The following is a 15,951-nucleotide window of genomic DNA, read 5'->3' on the forward strand; positions in this document are numbered from 1 at the left end:
GGTGTCTGCCTTCTGTGTCGTGCGGGTGGGTGGTGCGGTGCGGAGCCGCTACCGGGACCGGTTCAGGGTCTGGAGCGCGGCGCGCAGGAGCTGCGGGACCGGCGCGGATCCGGTCTCGGCCAGCGCGGCCTCCGCCTGCGGCGTCACCGCCGATACGGCCTCCTCCGCCTCGCGGGAGGCGTACCCCAGCCCGACGAGGGCGGCGGTGAGCTGCTCCGTCCACGGCGCGGGCCCGGTGGCCGCCGCCCGCTGGGCGCCGACCAGGCCGGACGCGCCGAGCGGCGCCCCCAGCTTGTCCTTGAGCTCGAGCAGGAGCTTCTGCGCCCCCCGCTTGCCGATGCCCGGCACCGCGGTCAGCGCCTTCTCGTCCCCCGTCGAGAAGGCGAGGCGCAGCGCGTCCGGGCTGTGCACGCCCAGCATCGCCTGCGCCAGCCGGGGCCCGACCCCGCTCGCGGTCTGCAGCAGCTCGAAGACCTGCCGTTCGTCGTCGTCCGCGAAGCCGTAGAGGGTGAGGGAGTCCTCGCGCACCACCAGGGAGGTGGCGAGCTTGGCCTCCTGCCCGACCCGCAGGCCGGCGATGGTGTTCGGGGTGCACTGCACGGCCATGCCCACCCCTCCGACCTCGATCACGGCGGTCGTGGGGGCGAGTGCGGCCACCGGGCCGCTCACGAAGGCGATCATCGGGTGCGGCCTTTCGGGGCGTACGGGCCCTGCGCGCGCTGGGCGCCCGGGGCGTGCTGGTCCGGCTGTCGCCCGGCGGCGTGCCGGGCGGCCGCCTGCTGCAGGCGGTTCTGGGCCACCGCCTGCTGGAGGCGGTTCTGTGCGGGTGCCCGCCAGATGTGGCAGATGGCGAGCGCCAGTGCGTCGGCCGCGTCGGCCGGTTTCGGCGGCGCGTCCAGCCGCAGGAGCCGCGTGACCATGGCCCCGACCTGCGCCTTGTCGGCGCGGCCGCTGCCGGTGACGGCGGCCTTGACCTCGCTGGGCGTGTGCAGCGCGACCGGTATCCCGCGCCGGGCGGCGCACAGCATGGCGACGGCGCTCGCCTGCGCGGTGCCCATCACCGTGCGCACGTTGTGCTGACTGAACACCCGCTCCACGGCCACGAGTTCGGGCCGGAACTCGTCCAGCCACGCCTCGATGCCGGCCTCGATGCCCACGAGCCGCTCGGGCGCCTCGGCGTCCGCGGGGGTCCGTACGACGCCCACGCCGAGCATGGTCAGCGGGCGGCCGGCGGTGCCCTCGACCACCCCCACGCCGCACCGGGTCAGACCCGGGTCCACCCCGAGAACGCGCACGCCGCCGTCCCTCCCTCGCTCAGCTGTTCCAGCAGGCTAGCGGCCCCCACTGACAGCGCCCGACAACCGGGCGGGCCCGGGCGTCGTGTCCCGGCCGTCCGCCGGGCCGCAACGAACGCGGCGGGCCGACGGGGGTGTCCCCCGTCGGCCCGCCGACACGCACCGGTCGGTCGCGCTTACGCGTCGACCTGCGCCATGACCTCGTCGCTGACGTCGAAGTTGGCGAAGACGTTCTGCACGTCGTCGCTGTCCTCGAGGGCGTCGATCAGCTTGAACATCTTCCGCGCGCCCTCCTCGTCCAGCTCGACCTGCATGGTCGGGACGAAGCTGGACTCGGCCGAGTCGTAGTCGATGCCGGCCTCCTGGAGCGCGGTGCGGACCGCGACCAGGTCGGTGGCCTCGCTGATGACCTCGAAGTTCTCGCCGAGGTCGTTGACCTCCTCGGCGCCCGCGTCGAGGACCGCGCCGAGGACGTCGTCCTCGGACAGCTCGCCCTTGGGCAGCACGACGACGCCCTTGCGGTTGAACAGGTACGAGACGGAGCCCGGGTCGGCCATCGAGCCGCCGTTGCGGGTCATGGCGACGCGCACGTCCGAGGCGGCGCGGTTGCGGTTGTCGGTGAGGCACTCGATGAGCACCGCGACACCGTTCGGACCGTAGCCCTCGTACATGATCGTCGCGTAGTCCACGCCGCCGGCCTCGAGGCCGCCGCCGCGCTTGACCGCGGAGTCGATGTTCTTGTTCGGGACCGAGCTCTTCTTCGCCTTCTGGATGGCGTCGAAGAGGGTCGGGTTGCCGTCCGGGTCGGCACCGCCGGTCCGGGCCGCGACCTCGATGTTCTTGATCAGCTTCGCGAAGAGCTTGCCGCGCTTGGCGTCGATCACGGCCTTCTTGTGCTTCGTCGTAGCCCATTTAGAGTGGCCGGACATCTGCCTGTCTCCTTCGCGTCACCAACAGTGTTTCGCCTCGATCCTACCGGGACGCGGTCAGGCGCTTGCGCGCACCATGTCCACGAAGTACGCGTGCACGCGCTCGTCTCCGGTCAGTTCGGGATGGAACGAGGTCGCCAGCACGTTGCCCTGGCGGACGGCGACGGTGTGGCCGTCGTACGTGGCGAGGACCTCCGCGGAAGCACCCACGGACTCGACCCACGGGGCGCGGATGAAGACGCCCTCGACGGGGCCGCCCTCGATGCCCGCGAACTCGACCTTCGCCTCGAACGACTCGTTCTGGCGGCCGAAGGCGTTGCGGCGCACGATCATGTCGACGCCGCCCAGGGTCTCCTGGTCCTCGCGGCCGTCGAGGATCTTGTCAGCGAGCATGATCATGCCGGCGCAGGTGCCGTACACGGGCATGCCGGCGCGCACGCGCTCGCGCAGCGGCTCCAGCATGCCGAACAGGACGGCGAGCTTCGACATCGTCGTGGACTCGCCGCCGGGGATGACGAGGGCGTCGACCTCGGCGAGCTCCTCGGGGCGCCGGACCGGCCTGGCCACGGCGTCAGCCGAGGCCAGGGCGATCAGGTGCTCCCGTACGTCGCCCTGGAGGGCCAGGACGCCAATGACGGGGGGGTTGTTCATCTTCTGTAGTGCCTTACCAGCCGCGGTTGGCGTAGCGCTCGGCCTCGGGCAGGGTGTCGCAGTTGATGCCGACCATGGCCTCGCCCAGGTTGCGGGAGGCGTCCGCGATGATCTTCGGGTCGTCGTAGAAGGTGGTGGCCTTCACGATGGCGGCGGCGCGCTTGGCCGGGTCGCCCGACTTGAAGATGCCGGAGCCGACGAAGACGCCCTCGGCGCCGAGCTGACGCATCAGCGCGGCGTCGGCCGGGGTGGCCACGCCGCCGGCGGAGAACAGCACGACGGGGAGCTTGCCGAGCTCGGCGACCTCCTTGACGAGCTCGTACGGGGCGCGCAGCTCCTTGGCCGCGGCGTACAGCTCGTTGTTGTCGAAGCCGCGCAGCTTGGCAATCTCGTTCTTGATCTGGCGCAGGTGGCGGACGGCCTCGACGACGTTGCCGGTACCGGCCTCGCCCTTCGAGCGGATCATGGCCGCGCCCTCGGCGATGCGGCGCAGGGCCTCGCCCAGGTTGGTGGCACCGCAGACGAAGGGGGTGGTGAAGGCCCACTTGTCGGAGTGGTTGACCTCGTCGGCCGGGGTGAGGACCTCGGACTCGTCGATGTAGTCGACGCCGAGGGACTGCAGCACCTGGGCCTCGACGAAGTGGCCGATGCGGGACTTGGCCATGACCGGGATCGACACCGCGTCGATGATCTCCTCGATCATGTTCGGGTCGGACATGCGGGCCACGCCGCCGTCCTTGCGGATGTCCGCGGGGACCCGCTCCAGGGCCATGACGGCCACGGCGCCGGCGTCCTCGGCGATCTTGGCCTGCTCGGCGTTGACCACGTCCATGATCACGCCGCCCTTGAGCTGCTCGGCCATGCCGCGCTTGACGCGGGCGGTGCCGGTCTCGGGGGTCTGCGGGGTGGTGTTCAGCGTGCTCACGGATTGACCTCACTCGAAGGAGACGGGTACTGCTCGGCCAAGGAAACAAGGCCTGTCCAGTCCACTGCAAGGGCCAATGTGGAGCAGGTGGCTCCCACGGGGCGCCACAGTGGCCAGTGCGCGACCCGCCACTCCTCTGCCACCCCCGCCGGCACGGGACCGTACCGGCCGCTCCCGACCGCCGCCCCGCCGCCGAGGCCCCGCCGTACACCCCGGCCCGGACCACCCGTCCGGACCAGCCGCCCGCCACCCGGGCCGGCCGGGCACGAGAGGGACGCTCGTAGCCGCGTAGGCACCTGGCTCCCCCGCGGCGACCTGGCCCGCGCACCGACCCGCCCCCGAGGGCAGCCCCCGCCCAAAGCCCTGCAAGCCGCCCTGTGGTGCACGGGGAAGCAGACGGGCAGTGCCCCACCCCACCCCCGAGGGCCGCTCAAGCGGCGAGGGGACCCGAGCACCGCGGGGCGGCCACCCGAAGCGGGCCGCCCGCCCCCGGCCAACTAACGGGAGCGAGCCGACGCCGACACGGGGCCTTCCGAAGCGGGCCCACCCCTCCGCCGGCCCACCCGAAGCGGGCCCCAGCCCCACCCGGGCCCTTGCCCTTACGAGGAGCACCCACCTCCACCCCGGCCACCCACCCGAAGCCACCTCCACCCCGGCCACTCACCCGAAGCGCACCCCACCCCCACCCGGGGCCGGCCGCCGACTCCCGGAGACCCGGGGTCAGCGCAACCTCAGGACCCGGGCCGGTCCGCCAGGGCCGCAGGCGGCTCGTCGTCCATCTCGAAGGCCAGCGGGAACGGCGCGTGGCCCGCGAGCCGGAACCAGCGCACCTTGCGGTGCCGGCGCAGGGCGCGGGCCGCGCGTACGGCGTCGTTGTGGAAGCGGCGGGCCATCGGCACCCGGCGGACGGCGGCGGCCAGTTCGCCCGCCGCCTCCTCGCCGCCCGGCGCCTCCTTGACGGCCTCGACCTGGTCCGGGTCCTCGAACACCGCCCGCAGCGCCTGGCTCAGCTCGCTCTCCGCCACCTCTCGGTGGTCCTCCTCGGTCTGCCGGGCCGCGTGCGCGGCCTCGTACAGGACGATGGAGGCGGCCGGATCGAGCACTCCCGAGGTGGCCACCTCCAGCGCGACGGCCGACCGCCGGACGAGCTGCGCGTCGAGGGCGGCCCGGGCGGCGTCGATCCGCGTGTGCAGCCGGTCGAGCCGGCCGGCGGTCCAGCTGAGGTACACGCCGATGGCGAGCAGGGCCACGGCGATCCAGACGAGGGTTTCGATCACGCCGCGCGACTCTACCGTTCCCCTACCGAAGCCCGGTCGGCCGCCTCGGGTCCTGACGGACGCCGCGGCACGACCCCGGGGGCCGGGGGCCTCGCCGACGTTCCGCGGGCCGGGGGTCCCGCGAGCGGCCTCCTCGCCACCGCCCTGCGGACGCCAGCCTCGCCGCCGCGCCGAGCGCCGCCGCGGCGCGGTCCGCCACCCGCCGTTGGCGGGGAGGCCTGCCGGGGCCGGCGCCGTCACCCGGCCGCCGGCCGTTGCCCTGCGGGGCTGGTCCCCTCCCCGCCCCTTCACCGTTTCTGCCCTCAAGCGCCGGGCGGGCTGGGTCGTTGCCGGTCAACGCCGCGCAGGGCGGGCTGGACGACCACGGCGCTCCGCGCCGGGTCCGCCTCAAACGCCGGCGGGGCTGGATATCGCGCCCACCGCGGCAGCCGAGCCAACACCCCCGTGCCGAAACAACCGAGCCGACCCCGAACCAGCCCGACAACGAGCCCACGCCGACCCACAGCCAAGCCACCCCGGGCCGCCCCGAACCCAAGCCACCCCGCACCGGCCCCCGTGGACCCGAGCCACCCAGCGCCGGACCAGCCCGAACGGCACCCGAGCCCCCAGCGCCAGACCAGCCCGAACCGCACCCAAGCCACCCCGCGCCAGACCAGCCCGAACCGCACCCAAGCCACCCCACGCCAGACAGCCCGAACCCAGCCACCCCGCGCAGACCCGCCCGCTCCCGAGCCCGCTCAGTCCCGGGTGAGCCCCCACCGCGTCCGCAGCGGGACGCGCTCGTCCGTGGCGACCGAGGCCGCGCCGTCCGTGACGGTCTCGTAGACGGCCAGGATGTCCGCGCCGACCGTCGACCAGTCGAAGCGGCGCACGTGCGCCGAGCCCCGCTCGCTCAGCGCGGCCCGCCGGGCCGGGTCGCCGAGCAGCCGGACGGCGCCCGCGGCCAGGGCGTCGGGGTCCTCGTTCGTGAAGAGGTCGCCGGCCGCCCCCTGGTCGAGGACCTGCGCGAACGCGTCGAGGTCCGAGGCCAGCACCGGCGCGCCCGCCGACAGCGCCTCGACCAGGATGATGCCGAAGCTCTCGCCCCCGGTGTTGGGGGCGACGTACACGTCCACGCTGCGCAGCAGCCGCGCCTTGTCCTCGTCCGTGACCATGCCGAGGAACGTCACCCGCGAACGGAGCTCGGCCGGGAGGGAGGCGACCGCCTCCTCCTCGTCACCGCGGCCGGCGACCAGGAGCCGTACGTCCGGACAGGCCTCGACGATCTTGGGGAAGGCCGCCATCAGCACCGGCAGGCCCTTGCGCGGTTCGTCGATGCGCCCGATGAAGCCCAGCGTCTGCCCGGACCACTCCGGGTTCGGCTCGGCCTTCTCGAAGAAGTCCACGTCCACGCCGTTGGGGATGACCACCGCGTCGCCGCCGAGGTGCTCCACCAGCGTGCGGCGTGCGTACTCGCTCACCGCGATGCGCGCGCTGATCTTCTCCAGCGCCGGCTGCAGGATCGGGTACGCCGCGATCATCGCGCGCGACCGGGGGTTCGACGTGTGGAAGGTGGCCACGATCGGACCCTGCGCGGCCCAGCAGGCCAGCAGGCCGAGCGACGGCGAGGTCGGTTCGTGGATGTGGATCACGTCGAAGGTGCCGTCGTGCAGCCACCGCCGCACCCGCGCCGCCGACAGGAAGCCGAAGTTCAGCCGCGCGACCGAGCCGTTGTACGGCACCGGCACGGCCCGGCCGGCGGACACGACGTACGGCGGCAGGGGCGTCTCGTCGTCGGCCGGCGCCAGGACGGAGACCTCGTGGCCCAGCCGGATCAGGTGTTCGGCGAGGTCGCGGATGTGGAACTGGACCCCGCCGGGGACGTCCCAGGAGTAGGGGCAGACGATGCCGATCCTCACGCCGTGTTCCCCCCGGTCGCCGGAGCCGGCGACGCCGCCGTCCCCTCCCCGGACCCGGCCCCGGACCGGGACCCGGCCCCGGACCCCGGGCCCCCTTCGGCCCCGCCCCCCGCACGCGGCTCCAGGTCGTCCAGCCACAGCCGCTGCAGCATGTGCCAGTCCTGCGGGTGCTCCCCGATGCCCGCGGCGAAGACGTCCGCGACCGCCTGCGTCATCGCCGCCGTCTTCTCGACCCGGGTGCCCGTCTCCGGCACCGCCACGGGCGGGTGCACCCGCCCGCGCATCGCCGAGCCGGTCCCGTACCAGAGCGTCACCGGCAGCAGCAGCGCGCCGGTCTGCTGGGCCAGCAGCGCCGGGCCGGCCGGCATGCGCGCCGTCGCCCCGAAGAAGTCGACCTCGACGCCCGAGGACGACAGGTCCCGGTCGGCTACGAGGCAGATCAGGCCGCCGGCGCGCAGCCGCCGGGCGAGGGTGCCGAACGCGGCGCCGCCGCTGTGCGGCAGCACCTCCATGCCGAGGCCCTCGCGGTAGGCCACGAACCGGTCGAAGAGCGTCTCGGGCTTGAGCCGCTCGGCCACCGTCGTGAAGCCGACGCCCAGGTGCGTGGTCACCCACGCCCCGGCCAGGTCCCAGTTCGCCAGGTGGGGAAGCGCGATGACGACGCCCCGTCCGGAGGCGATGGCGTCGCGCAGCTCCTGCTCGCCGTCGATCTCCACGCACGTGCGGATCCGCTCGGCGTCCCAGGCGGGCAGCCGGAAGGACTCCATCCAGTAGCGCATGTACGAGCGCATGCCAGCGCGGGACAGCTCCCGCAGCCGCTCCGGCCCGGCCCCGGGCACGACGCGCGCCAGGTTCGACTCCAGCCGCTGCACGCTCTTGCCTCGCCGCCGCCAGGCGGTGTCGGCGATCCGGCGGCCCAGCGCCACGGCGACGGGCTCCGGAAGCTTCTTGACGGTGCTCCAGCCGGCGCCGTACAGCCCGTCGGTCAGGCGGTCCCGCACGCTCACGCGGCGCCCCCCTCGGCGGTCGTACCCGAGCCGTCGCCGGGGGCAACGACACCGCCGCCAGACCCACCTGCCGCACCAGGCGCACCAGCCGCGCCCGCCGCACCGGTGGCCGGGGCCTCCGCGTCGGTCCCGTCGAGCCCGGCATCCGCATGCGCATTCGCCTCAGCGCCCGTCTCCGCGCCCGCCTCCGCGTCCGCCTCCGCGGCCTCCCGCCGTACGGTCACCACCCGCTGGATCAGCGTCACCAGCGACCCGACGGCCACCGCCCACAGGGCCACCGGGAGCACCACGCCGAGCCAGCTGGGGGCGCCGAAGGTCTGCAGGCCGGACAGGCCGGCCGCGGTGAGCGAGACGACCAGCCGCTCGGCCCGCTCCACCAGGCCGTTCACGGCCACCGGCAGCCCTATCGACTCGCCGCGGGCCTTCGTGTACGAGACCACCTGGCCGCTGGCCAGGCAGAAGATCGTCACCGCGCACAGCACGTTGTCGTCGCCCTTGCCGGCGTACCAGAGGGCGAGGCCGCCGAAGATGGCGGCGTCCGCGACCCGGTCCAGGGTCGAGTCCAGGAAGGCGCCCCAGCGGCTGGAGATGCCCGCCTGCCGGGCCATGTTCCCGTCGACCAGGTCCGAGAAGACGAAGAGCGTGATCGTGATCACGCCCCAGAAGAGCTCTCCCCGGGGGAAGAACCACAGCGCGCCCGCGACCACACCCGCGGTCCCGACCAGCGTCACCGCGTCGGGGCTCACCCCCTTGCGGAGCAGAAACGCGGCGATCGGAGTGAGGACACGCGTGAAGAATGCACGCGCGTACTTGTTCAGCATGGCCTTCCCGGAGGGTCGCTTCGCCGCGCGGCCACCACGGCCACCGGCTGGCCCATCGTAGCCAGCGGCAACCGCCGCGCCGCCCATTGGTCCCCCATCCCGCCCGACCACCCCGGCCCGCGGGGTCCGCACGTCGGTCCCGGCCCCTCCGCCCGTACCCCCGGGTCACCCACAAAGACGCCTCCCGGCCACCCGCCCGCCCGGCGGCGGGTACGACGTATGGACGCACAGTGACGCGAGTGCAAAGCTCGAATAACCGCGGGCATCGCCGGAGCCGCCGGTTCCCCCTCCGACTCCCCCCTGTCCGCATCCCACCCTCACCCTCCTCGCCGTGCAAGGAACGAACAGGGAGGCACCGCAGCCATGGGCGACAAGGCGAACGCACAGCCCGGAGCCGCCGGCAGGGCACTGACGGCCGACCGGCCCGCCGACATCAGGAACGTGGTGCTGGTCGGCCACAGCGGAGCGGGCAAGACCACCCTGGTCGAGGCCCTCGCGCTCACCGCCGGGGCCGTCAACCGGGCCGGCCGGGTCGAGGACGGCGGCACCGTCTCGGACTACGACGACATCGAGCACCGCCAGCAGCGGTCCGTCCAGCTCTCGCTCGTCCCCGTCGAATGGGGCGGGGTGAAGATCAACATCCTGGACACCCCGGGATACGCCGACTTCGTCGGAGAACTCAGGGCCGGTCTGCGGGCGGCGGACGCGGCCCTCTTCGTCGTCTCGGCCTCCGACGGCGTCGACGGCGCCACCCGCATGGTCTGGGACGAGTGCGCCGCCGTCGGCATGCCCCGGGCCATCGTCGTCACCCATTTGGAGGCATCCCGCGCCGACTACACCCAGATGGCCGAGCTCTGCGGCGCGACCTTCGGCGGGGACGACCCGGACGCCGTCATCCCGCTCTACCTCCCGCTGTACGGCCCGCCCGGCGCCGACGGCCACGCCCCCGTCCACGGCCTGCTGGGGCTGCTCTCCCGGCGCGTCTACGACTACACCTCCGGCGAGCGCCGCGAGCGCGACCCCGAACCCGCCGAGCTCGACCTCATCGCCGACGCCCGCAACCGGCTCATCGAGGGGATCATCGCCGAAAGCGAGGACGAGGGCCTCATGGACCGCTACCTCGGCGGCGAGGACATCGACATCAAGACGCTGATCGACGACCTCGAGCGCGCCGTCGCCCGCGGCACCTTCCACCCCGTCCTCATGGCCGCCCCCGCCGCCGACGGCGCCCGCCAGGGCCTGGGCACCGTCGAACTCCTCGAACTGGTCACGGGCGGCTTCCCCACCCCCGAGGAGCGCCCCGCCGTCGACGTGACCACCCCTGACGGCGCGGACCGCCCCGCCGTCACCTGCGACCCGGCCGGCCCCCTGGTCGCGGAGGTCGTCAAGACGTCTTCCGACCCCTACGTCGGCCGCGTCTCCCTCGTCCGCGTCTTCTCCGGCACCCTGCGCCCCGACGACACGGTGCACGTCTCGGGGCACGGCCTGGAGGACCGGGGCCACGAGGACCACGACGTCGACGAACGCGTCGGCGCCCTGTCGTCCCCCTTCGGCAAGAACCAGCGGGTGCTGGCGCGGGCCATCGCGGGCGACCTCGCCTGCGTCGCCAAGCTCGGCCGCGCCGAGACCGGCGACACCCTGTCCGCCAAGGACCAGCCCCTGCTGATGCGGCCGTGGGACATGCCCGAGCCCCTGCTGCCGCTCGCCATCCGCGCCCACAGCAAGGCCGACGAGGACAAGCTCTCCCAGGGTCTGTCCCGCCTCGTGGCCGAGGACCCGACCATGCGGCTGGAGCAGAACCCGGACACCCACCAGGTGGTCCTCTGGTGCCTGGGCGAGGCCCACCAGGACGTGGCCCTCGAACGCCTGCGCAACCGGTACGGCGTCCAGGTCGACGCCATCCCCCACCGGGTCTCGCTCCGGGAGACCTTCGGGGCCCGGGCCACCGGCAGGGGCCGGCACGTCAAGCAGTCCGGCGGACATGGCCAGTACGCCATCTGCGAGATCGAGGTCGAGCCCCTGCCGCCCGGCAGCGGCATCGAGTTCGTCGACAAGGTCGTCGGCGGGGCCGTGCCGCGCCAGTTCATCCCCTCCGTGGAGAAGGGGGTGCGGGCCCAGGCCGCCAAGGGGGTCACCGCCGGATACCCGCTGGTCGACGTGCGCATCACGCTCGTCGACGGCAAGGCCCACTCGGTCGACTCCTCCGACGCGGCCTTCCAGACGGCCGGCGCCCTGGCCCTGCGCGAGGCGGCCGCCGACACCCGCATCCACCTGCTGGAGCCCGTCGCCGAACTCTCGGTGATGATCCCCGACGAGTACGTCGGCCCGGTGATGAGCGACCTGTCCAGCCGGCGCGGCCGGGTCGTGGGCACCGAGCAGGCCGGCCCCGGGCGCACCCTCGTGCGTGCCGAGATCCCGGAGATCGAGATCGACCGGTACGCCGTGGACCTGCGCTCCGTCTCGCACGGCACCGGCCGGTTCAGCCGCTCGTACGCCCGGCACGAGCCGATGCCGCCGCAGGTGGCGGAGCGGCTCCGGGCCGAACAGGAAAAGGCCGATTAGCGCAGGTAGTTGGCCGAAACCACGTCGGAAAAGGGGCTCACCCGCCCCGCGCCGCCCACCCAACTCGCGTGCGGTGGGCGGCATTTCCCCGTCATCCGACGGGGTGATGCGCGCGCCGGATAGGCTTCGTCACGAAGTGTGCACGGTGGGGCTACGGGGAACAGGCCGCAAGGGAGCGGTCGCAGGCACGTGAGGGTGGGGGCAGCGGTGGCGGACGAGAGTTTCGACTTCAGGCCCGGAGCACAGGTCCCGCTCCAGGGCGCCGGCGGCCAGACCGCGGCGACGAACGCCCTGGCCTCGGCGGCGTACCGGGACAGTCCCGTCGGCGACATCACCAAGGCGGACAACGACTGGCACAAGACCGAGGTGAAGAAGGGCAAGCTCTCGCTCTTCGAACCCAACCTCGGGGAGGCCTTCTGCACGGCTGTCGAGGCGCGCATGCTCGGCGGCAAGCGCAAGCCGCTCATCCAGTCCTTCGGAGCCGAGCCGCAGAGCGTGGTCGAGCACTGCCTGGCCGCCTCCCGCATCCGCAAGGAGCGCGACCAGAAGCTCCGCCTGGTCATGTTCCTGTGCGGGGTGGTCTTCCTGCCGGGCATGCTCCTGTGGATCGCCCTGTTCCAGCTGCGCAGGACCCTCGCGGGCCGCCAGGACGACAGGAAGGCCACCTGGATCGGCACCGCCGTGCTCGTCGGCATCGGCATACTCGCCGCCGTCCTGATGTTCCGGCTGCCCTTCACCGGCTTCTGGGGCTACTACCTCCGGGGCATGATCATCGCGCCGGTGGTCGGCTGGACGCTGGCCAAGCGCATCTGCGAGACCACCGCCCACGACCTGCGCGCCCGCTGGGACGGCCTGCTCTCGGGCGACGGCATCGGCGCCAAGATCCCGCACGCGGTCCCCCAGGACCCGGGCGAGAGCGCCGCCGAGGAGCTGCGCAAGCAGCTCGCCAAGCTCACCGCCGAGGACCGCAGCAACACCGTCTTCTACGCCGGCCCCAAGGGCATACTCGGCATGGGGACCCGCTGGGGCAGCTGGCAGATGGCGGAGGACCTCTCCTCCGCCACCCCGGGCGTGGACATCCACCCGTTCCGCAGCTTCGACGTCATCCGCGCCATCCAGAAGCAGCTCACCCAGCTCCACCTGGGTCCGCTCCACACCGGCGGCTTCCCGACCCCCTCGGTCAAGCACTGGATCGTCAGCCCGGTCGGCGAGGGCGCGAAGGAGGTGGCCCGCCCCTCCGGCGACGGCCCCGACAGCTTCCAGATCTCCTCCCAGGAGATCACGAAGATCTGCAACGAGCAGCAGTTCGGCAGCGGCAACCGGCACTACCTGGGCGTCCAGTTCACCCTCTGGGACGGCCAGCTCGTCCTGACGATGCTGTGCACGGTCACCGTGCTCTACCAGACCCTCCGGGTGGAGGTCACCGGCCATGCCCTCGGTCCGGTCAACGGCCTGTTCACCTCCAAGTCGGCCCCCAAGACCAAGGAGCTGGCCAAGACCTTCAAGCCGTGGGAGACGTACGAGGTGACGCTCCCCCTCGTCGACACCAACGAGGTCGTCCGCCTCGGCGTCCGGGCACTGATCAGCTGGTACCCGCCGATCCTCACCTTCCTCGGCGGCAAGATCGTCCTGCCGGAGCCGTTCGGCATCCGGCACGTGTGGGCCGACCAGCCCTGGCGCCACCGCTTCATGGCCGACGACGCGATGCGCGCCGCGACCCCGGTGCTGCGGGTGGTGCACTCCGCCGCGATGAAGGTGCTGGAGGAGAACGGCGTGGACACCGAGCGCTTCAGCAACCGCTCGATGGTCGTCAGCGGCCTGGTGCAGGACGTGTCGCCGCGCAAGGCGGACCTGTACGACGCCTAGCCGCAGGCCCGCGGCCCGCGGTCCGTCCGCACATGCCACGAGGCCCGTACGGTCGTCCGTACGGGCCTCGTGCCGTGGTGTCCGGCGGGGCTCAGTCGGTGGGCCAGGCGTCGGCCAGCATCGACCGCGTGTCGGCCAGCAGCTGCGGCAGCACCTTGGTGTGGCCGACCACCGGCATGAAGTTCGTGTCCCCGCCCCAGCGCGGCACGACGTGCTGGTGCAGGTGGGCCGCGATGCCGGCGCCGGCCGCGCTGCCCTGGTTCATGCCGATGTTGAAGCCGTGCGCGCCCGAGGCCTTGCGCAGTGCCACCATGGCCCGCTTGGTGAGGTCGGCCAGTTCGGCCGTCTCCGGGCCGTCGAGCTCGGTGTAGTCGGCGACGTGCCGGTAGGGGACGACCATCAGGTGCCCGCCGTTGTACGGGTAGAGGTTGAGCACCGCGTACACGTGCTTGCCGCGCGCCACGACGAGCCCGTCCTCGTCGGACATCTCCGGGATCCCGCAGAACGGGCAGCCGTCGCCGGCCGCCGGGCCGGTGGGCTTGTTCTCGCCCTGGATGTACGCCATCCGATGGGGGGTCCACAGGCGCTGGAACGCGTCCTGCGTCCCCACGCCGTTCTGCTGCACCGGCTCACTCGTCATGCCATGCAGCATATGACCTGGGGCCGGGCCACGAGGAAGGCCCCCGGAAAGTCGTTTCCGGAGGCCTCCACACGCTGTCTCGGGCCTTCGCCCCGGCGGCTCAGACCTGCACGCGGTCCTCGACGACCTGGACCAGCTTGGCCAGGGCGTCGGCCTTCGGGACGCCGTTCTCCTGCGAACCGTCGCGGTAGCGGAAGGAGACGGTGCCGGCGGCCATGTCCTCGTCACCGACGATGATCATGAACGGGACCTTGAGCTTCTGGTGGTTGCGGATCTTCTTCTGCATGCGGTCGGAGGAGGCGTCCACCTCGACCCGCAGGCCCTTCTTCTTCGCCTCGGCGGCGAACTCCTGCAGGTACTCGACGTGCCCGTCGCCGATCGGGATGCCCACCGCCTGGACCGGCGCGAGCCACGGCGGCATGGCACCCGCGTAGTGCTCCAGCAGCACCGCGAAGAACCGCTCGATCGAGCCGAACAGCGCACGGTGGATCATGACCGGCCGCTGGCGCGAGCCGTCCGCCGCCGTGTACTCGAGGTCGAAGCGCTCCGGCAGGTTGAAGTCGAGCTGCACGGTCGACATCTGCCAGGTACGGCCGATGGCGTCGCGCGCCTGCACGGAGATCTTCGGGCCGTAGAAGGCCGCGCCGCCCGGGTCGGGGGTCAGCGGGAGGCCCTGCTTCTCGGCGACCTGCTGGAGGACCGCGGTGGCCTCCTCCCACGCCTCGTCGGAGCCGACGTACTTCTCCGGGTCCTTGGTGGACAGCTCCAGGTAGAAGTCGGTCAGGCCGTAGTCGCGCAGCAGGTCCAGCACGAACGTGAGGGTGCGGTCGAGCTCCTCGGCCATCTGCTCACGGGTGCAGTAGATGTGCGCGTCGTCCTGCGTGAAGCCCCGGGCCCGGGTCAGGCCGTGGACGACGCCGGACTTCTCGTACCGGTACACGGTGCCGAACTCGAACAGGCGCAGCGGCAGCTCACGGTAGGAGCGCCCGCGCGCGTCGAAGATCAGGTTGTGCATCGGGCAGTTCATGGGCTTGAGGTAGTAGTCCGTACCACCGTCGAGCTGCATGGGGGGGTACATGCCCTCCGCGTACCAGTCCAGGTGGCCGCTCTTCTCGAAGAGGGCGCCCTTGGTGGCGTGCGGGGAGTACACGAACTCGTAGTCGTGCTCCTCGTGCTTCTTGCGCGAGTAGTCCTCCATGGCACGGCGGATGATGCCGCCGCGGGGGTGGAAGACGGCCAGGCCGGAGCCGATCTCGTCCGGGATGGAGAAGAGGTCGAGCTCGGTGCCGAGCTTGCGGTGGTCGCGCTTCTCGGCCTCGGCGAGGAAGTCGAGGTGGGCCTTGAGCTCGTCCTTCGACGGCCACGCGGTGCCGTAGATGCGCTGGAGCATCGGGTTCTTCTCGCTGCCGCGCCAGTAGGCGGCGGCGTTGCGCATCAGCTTGAAGGCCGGGATGGCACGCGTGCTGGGCAGGTGGGGACCGCGGCAGAGGTCCTTCCAGCACAGCTCGCCGGTCTTCGCGTCGAGGTTGTCGTAGATGGTCAGCTCGCCGCCGCCCACCTCGACGTTCGCGCCGTCGTCGGAGCTCGCGGAGCCCTTGATGCCGATGAGCTCGAGCTTGTACGGCTCGTCGGCGAGCTCCTCGCGGGCCGCCTCGTCGGTGACCACGCGGCGGGAGAACTTCTGGCCCCGCTTCTGGATCTCCTGCATCTTCTTCTCGATGGCCTTGAGGTCATCGGGGGTGAAGGGCTTGGCGACGTCGAAGTCGTAGTAGAAGCCGTCCCGCACCGGCGGGCCGATGCCCAGCTTCGCCTCGGGGAAGATCTCCTGCACGGCCTGCGCCATGACGTGCGCGGTCGAGTGGCGCAGGATGTTCAGGCCGTCCTCGGAGGAGATCTCCACCGGCTCGACGGTCTCGCCGTCCCGGACCACGTACTCGAGGTCCTTCAGCTCGCCCGCCACGCGCGCGGCGATCACGGTGCGCTCGCCGGAGAAGAGGTCCGCCGCCGTAGTGCCCGTCGTCACCACGCGCTCTTCCCGCTCGGAATCGCGTTGGATGATCACACGGACGTCTGACACCGG

At 72.6% G+C, this 15,951-nt stretch carries 13 protein-coding genes; 2 read left to right on the forward strand and 11 right to left on the reverse strand.

What is annotated here, in order from left to right; all coding sequences use genetic code 11:
- Positions 1–48: 48 nt before the first annotated feature.
- The 9 genes from ruvA to pgsA form a co-directional block, all read right to left on the reverse strand.
- Entirely contained in the window at positions 49–681 is a 633-nt protein-coding gene (ruvA, locus tag IF43_RS0101235) for a Holliday junction branch migration protein RuvA (RefSeq protein ID WP_030192781.1), read from the reverse strand.
- Entirely contained in the window at positions 678–1,295 is a 618-nt protein-coding gene (gene ruvC / locus IF43_RS0101240; protein WP_030192783.1) for a crossover junction endodeoxyribonuclease RuvC, read from the reverse strand. Before ruvC ends, ruvA begins: the two co-directional genes overlap by 4 nt.
- 176 nt (positions 1,296–1,471) lie before the next feature.
- Positions 1,472–2,224, reverse strand: coding sequence for a YebC/PmpR family DNA-binding transcriptional regulator (locus tag IF43_RS0101245; RefSeq protein WP_030192785.1), 753 nt, complete (start codon positions 2,222–2,224; stop codon positions 1,472–1,474).
- Between the two features lie 57 nt (positions 2,225–2,281).
- On the reverse strand, positions 2,282–2,875 hold the full coding sequence (gene pdxT, locus IF43_RS0101250) for a pyridoxal 5'-phosphate synthase glutaminase subunit PdxT (RefSeq protein WP_030192786.1): 594 nt from the start codon (positions 2,873–2,875) through the stop codon (positions 2,282–2,284).
- Positions 2,876–2,888: 13 nt separating this feature from the next.
- Positions 2,889–3,800 carry a pyridoxal 5'-phosphate synthase lyase subunit PdxS gene (pdxS, locus tag IF43_RS0101255; RefSeq protein ID WP_030192787.1) on the reverse strand — a complete coding sequence of 304 codons (912 nt, stop codon included), beginning with the start codon at positions 3,798–3,800 and terminating at the stop codon, positions 2,889–2,891.
- Between the two features lie 731 nt (positions 3,801–4,531).
- Complete coding sequence (locus tag IF43_RS0101260) at positions 4,532–5,077, reverse strand: hypothetical protein (RefSeq protein ID WP_030192788.1); 546 nt, start codon at positions 5,075–5,077, stop codon at positions 4,532–4,534.
- Between the two features lie 737 nt (positions 5,078–5,814).
- Entirely contained in the window at positions 5,815–6,975 is a 1,161-nt protein-coding gene (locus IF43_RS0101265) for a glycosyltransferase family 4 protein (RefSeq protein WP_030192789.1), read from the reverse strand.
- On the reverse strand, positions 6,972–7,982 hold the full coding sequence (locus IF43_RS0101270) for a phosphatidylinositol mannoside acyltransferase (RefSeq protein ID WP_030192792.1): 1,011 nt from the start codon (positions 7,980–7,982) through the stop codon (positions 6,972–6,974). The genes IF43_RS0101265 and IF43_RS0101270 overlap by 4 nt, the downstream gene beginning before the upstream one ends.
- A complete protein-coding gene (gene pgsA, locus IF43_RS0101275) occupies positions 7,979–8,803 on the reverse strand; it encodes a phosphatidylinositol phosphate synthase (protein ID WP_234331912.1) in 825 nt (274 codons plus the stop codon). Before pgsA ends, IF43_RS0101270 begins: the two co-directional genes overlap by 4 nt.
- A gap of 363 nt (positions 8,804–9,166) precedes the next feature.
- On the opposite strand from pgsA, the gene IF43_RS0101280 reads away from it, so the two are divergent.
- The gene (locus tag IF43_RS0101280; protein ID WP_030192796.1) at positions 9,167–11,365 is read left to right on the forward strand and encodes an elongation factor G-like protein EF-G2; all 2,199 of its coding nucleotides are present in this window, start codon (positions 9,167–9,169) and stop codon (positions 11,363–11,365) included.
- Between the two features lie 207 nt (positions 11,366–11,572).
- Positions 11,573–13,231 carry a hypothetical protein gene (locus tag IF43_RS0101285; protein WP_030192798.1) on the forward strand — a complete coding sequence of 553 codons (1,659 nt, stop codon included), beginning with the start codon at positions 11,573–11,575 and terminating at the stop codon, positions 13,229–13,231.
- Between the two features lie 91 nt (positions 13,232–13,322).
- On the opposite strand, the gene IF43_RS0101290 is transcribed toward IF43_RS0101285, so the two are convergent.
- On the reverse strand, positions 13,323–13,883 hold the full coding sequence (locus IF43_RS0101290) for an HIT domain-containing protein (RefSeq protein WP_030192800.1): 561 nt from the start codon (positions 13,881–13,883) through the stop codon (positions 13,323–13,325).
- An 88-nt stretch (positions 13,884–13,971) separates the two neighbouring features.
- Positions 13,972–15,948, reverse strand: coding sequence for a threonine--tRNA ligase (gene thrS, locus IF43_RS0101295; RefSeq protein WP_030192802.1), 1,977 nt, complete (start codon positions 15,946–15,948; stop codon positions 13,972–13,974).
- Positions 15,949–15,951 lie beyond the last annotated feature (3 nt).

The sequence above is a fragment of the Streptomyces sp. NRRL S-87 genome (assembly GCF_000719335.1).
Taxonomy (GTDB): Bacteria; Actinomycetota; Actinomycetes; order Streptomycetales; family Streptomycetaceae; genus Streptomyces.

Coding starts and splice junctions, on each gene's coding strand:
- ruvA (WP_030192781.1), bottom strand. CDS start 681: ATGATCGCCTTCGTGAGCGGCCCGGTGGCCGCACTCGCCCCCACGACC.
- IF43_RS0101245 (WP_030192785.1), bottom strand. CDS start 2,224: ATGTCCGGCCACTCTAAATGGGCTACGACGAAGCACAAGAAGGCCGTG.
- pdxT (WP_030192786.1), bottom strand. CDS start 2,875: ATGAACAACCCCCCCGTCATTGGCGTCCTGGCCCTCCAGGGCGACGTA.
- pgsA (WP_234331912.1), bottom strand. CDS start 8,803: ATGCTGAACAAGTACGCGCGTGCATTCTTCACGCGTGTCCTCACTCCG.
- IF43_RS0101280 (WP_030192796.1), top strand. CDS start 9,167: ATGGGCGACAAGGCGAACGCACAGCCCGGAGCCGCCGGCAGGGCACTG.
- IF43_RS0101290 (WP_030192800.1), bottom strand. CDS start 13,883: ATGCTGCATGGCATGACGAGTGAGCCGGTGCAGCAGAACGGCGTGGGG.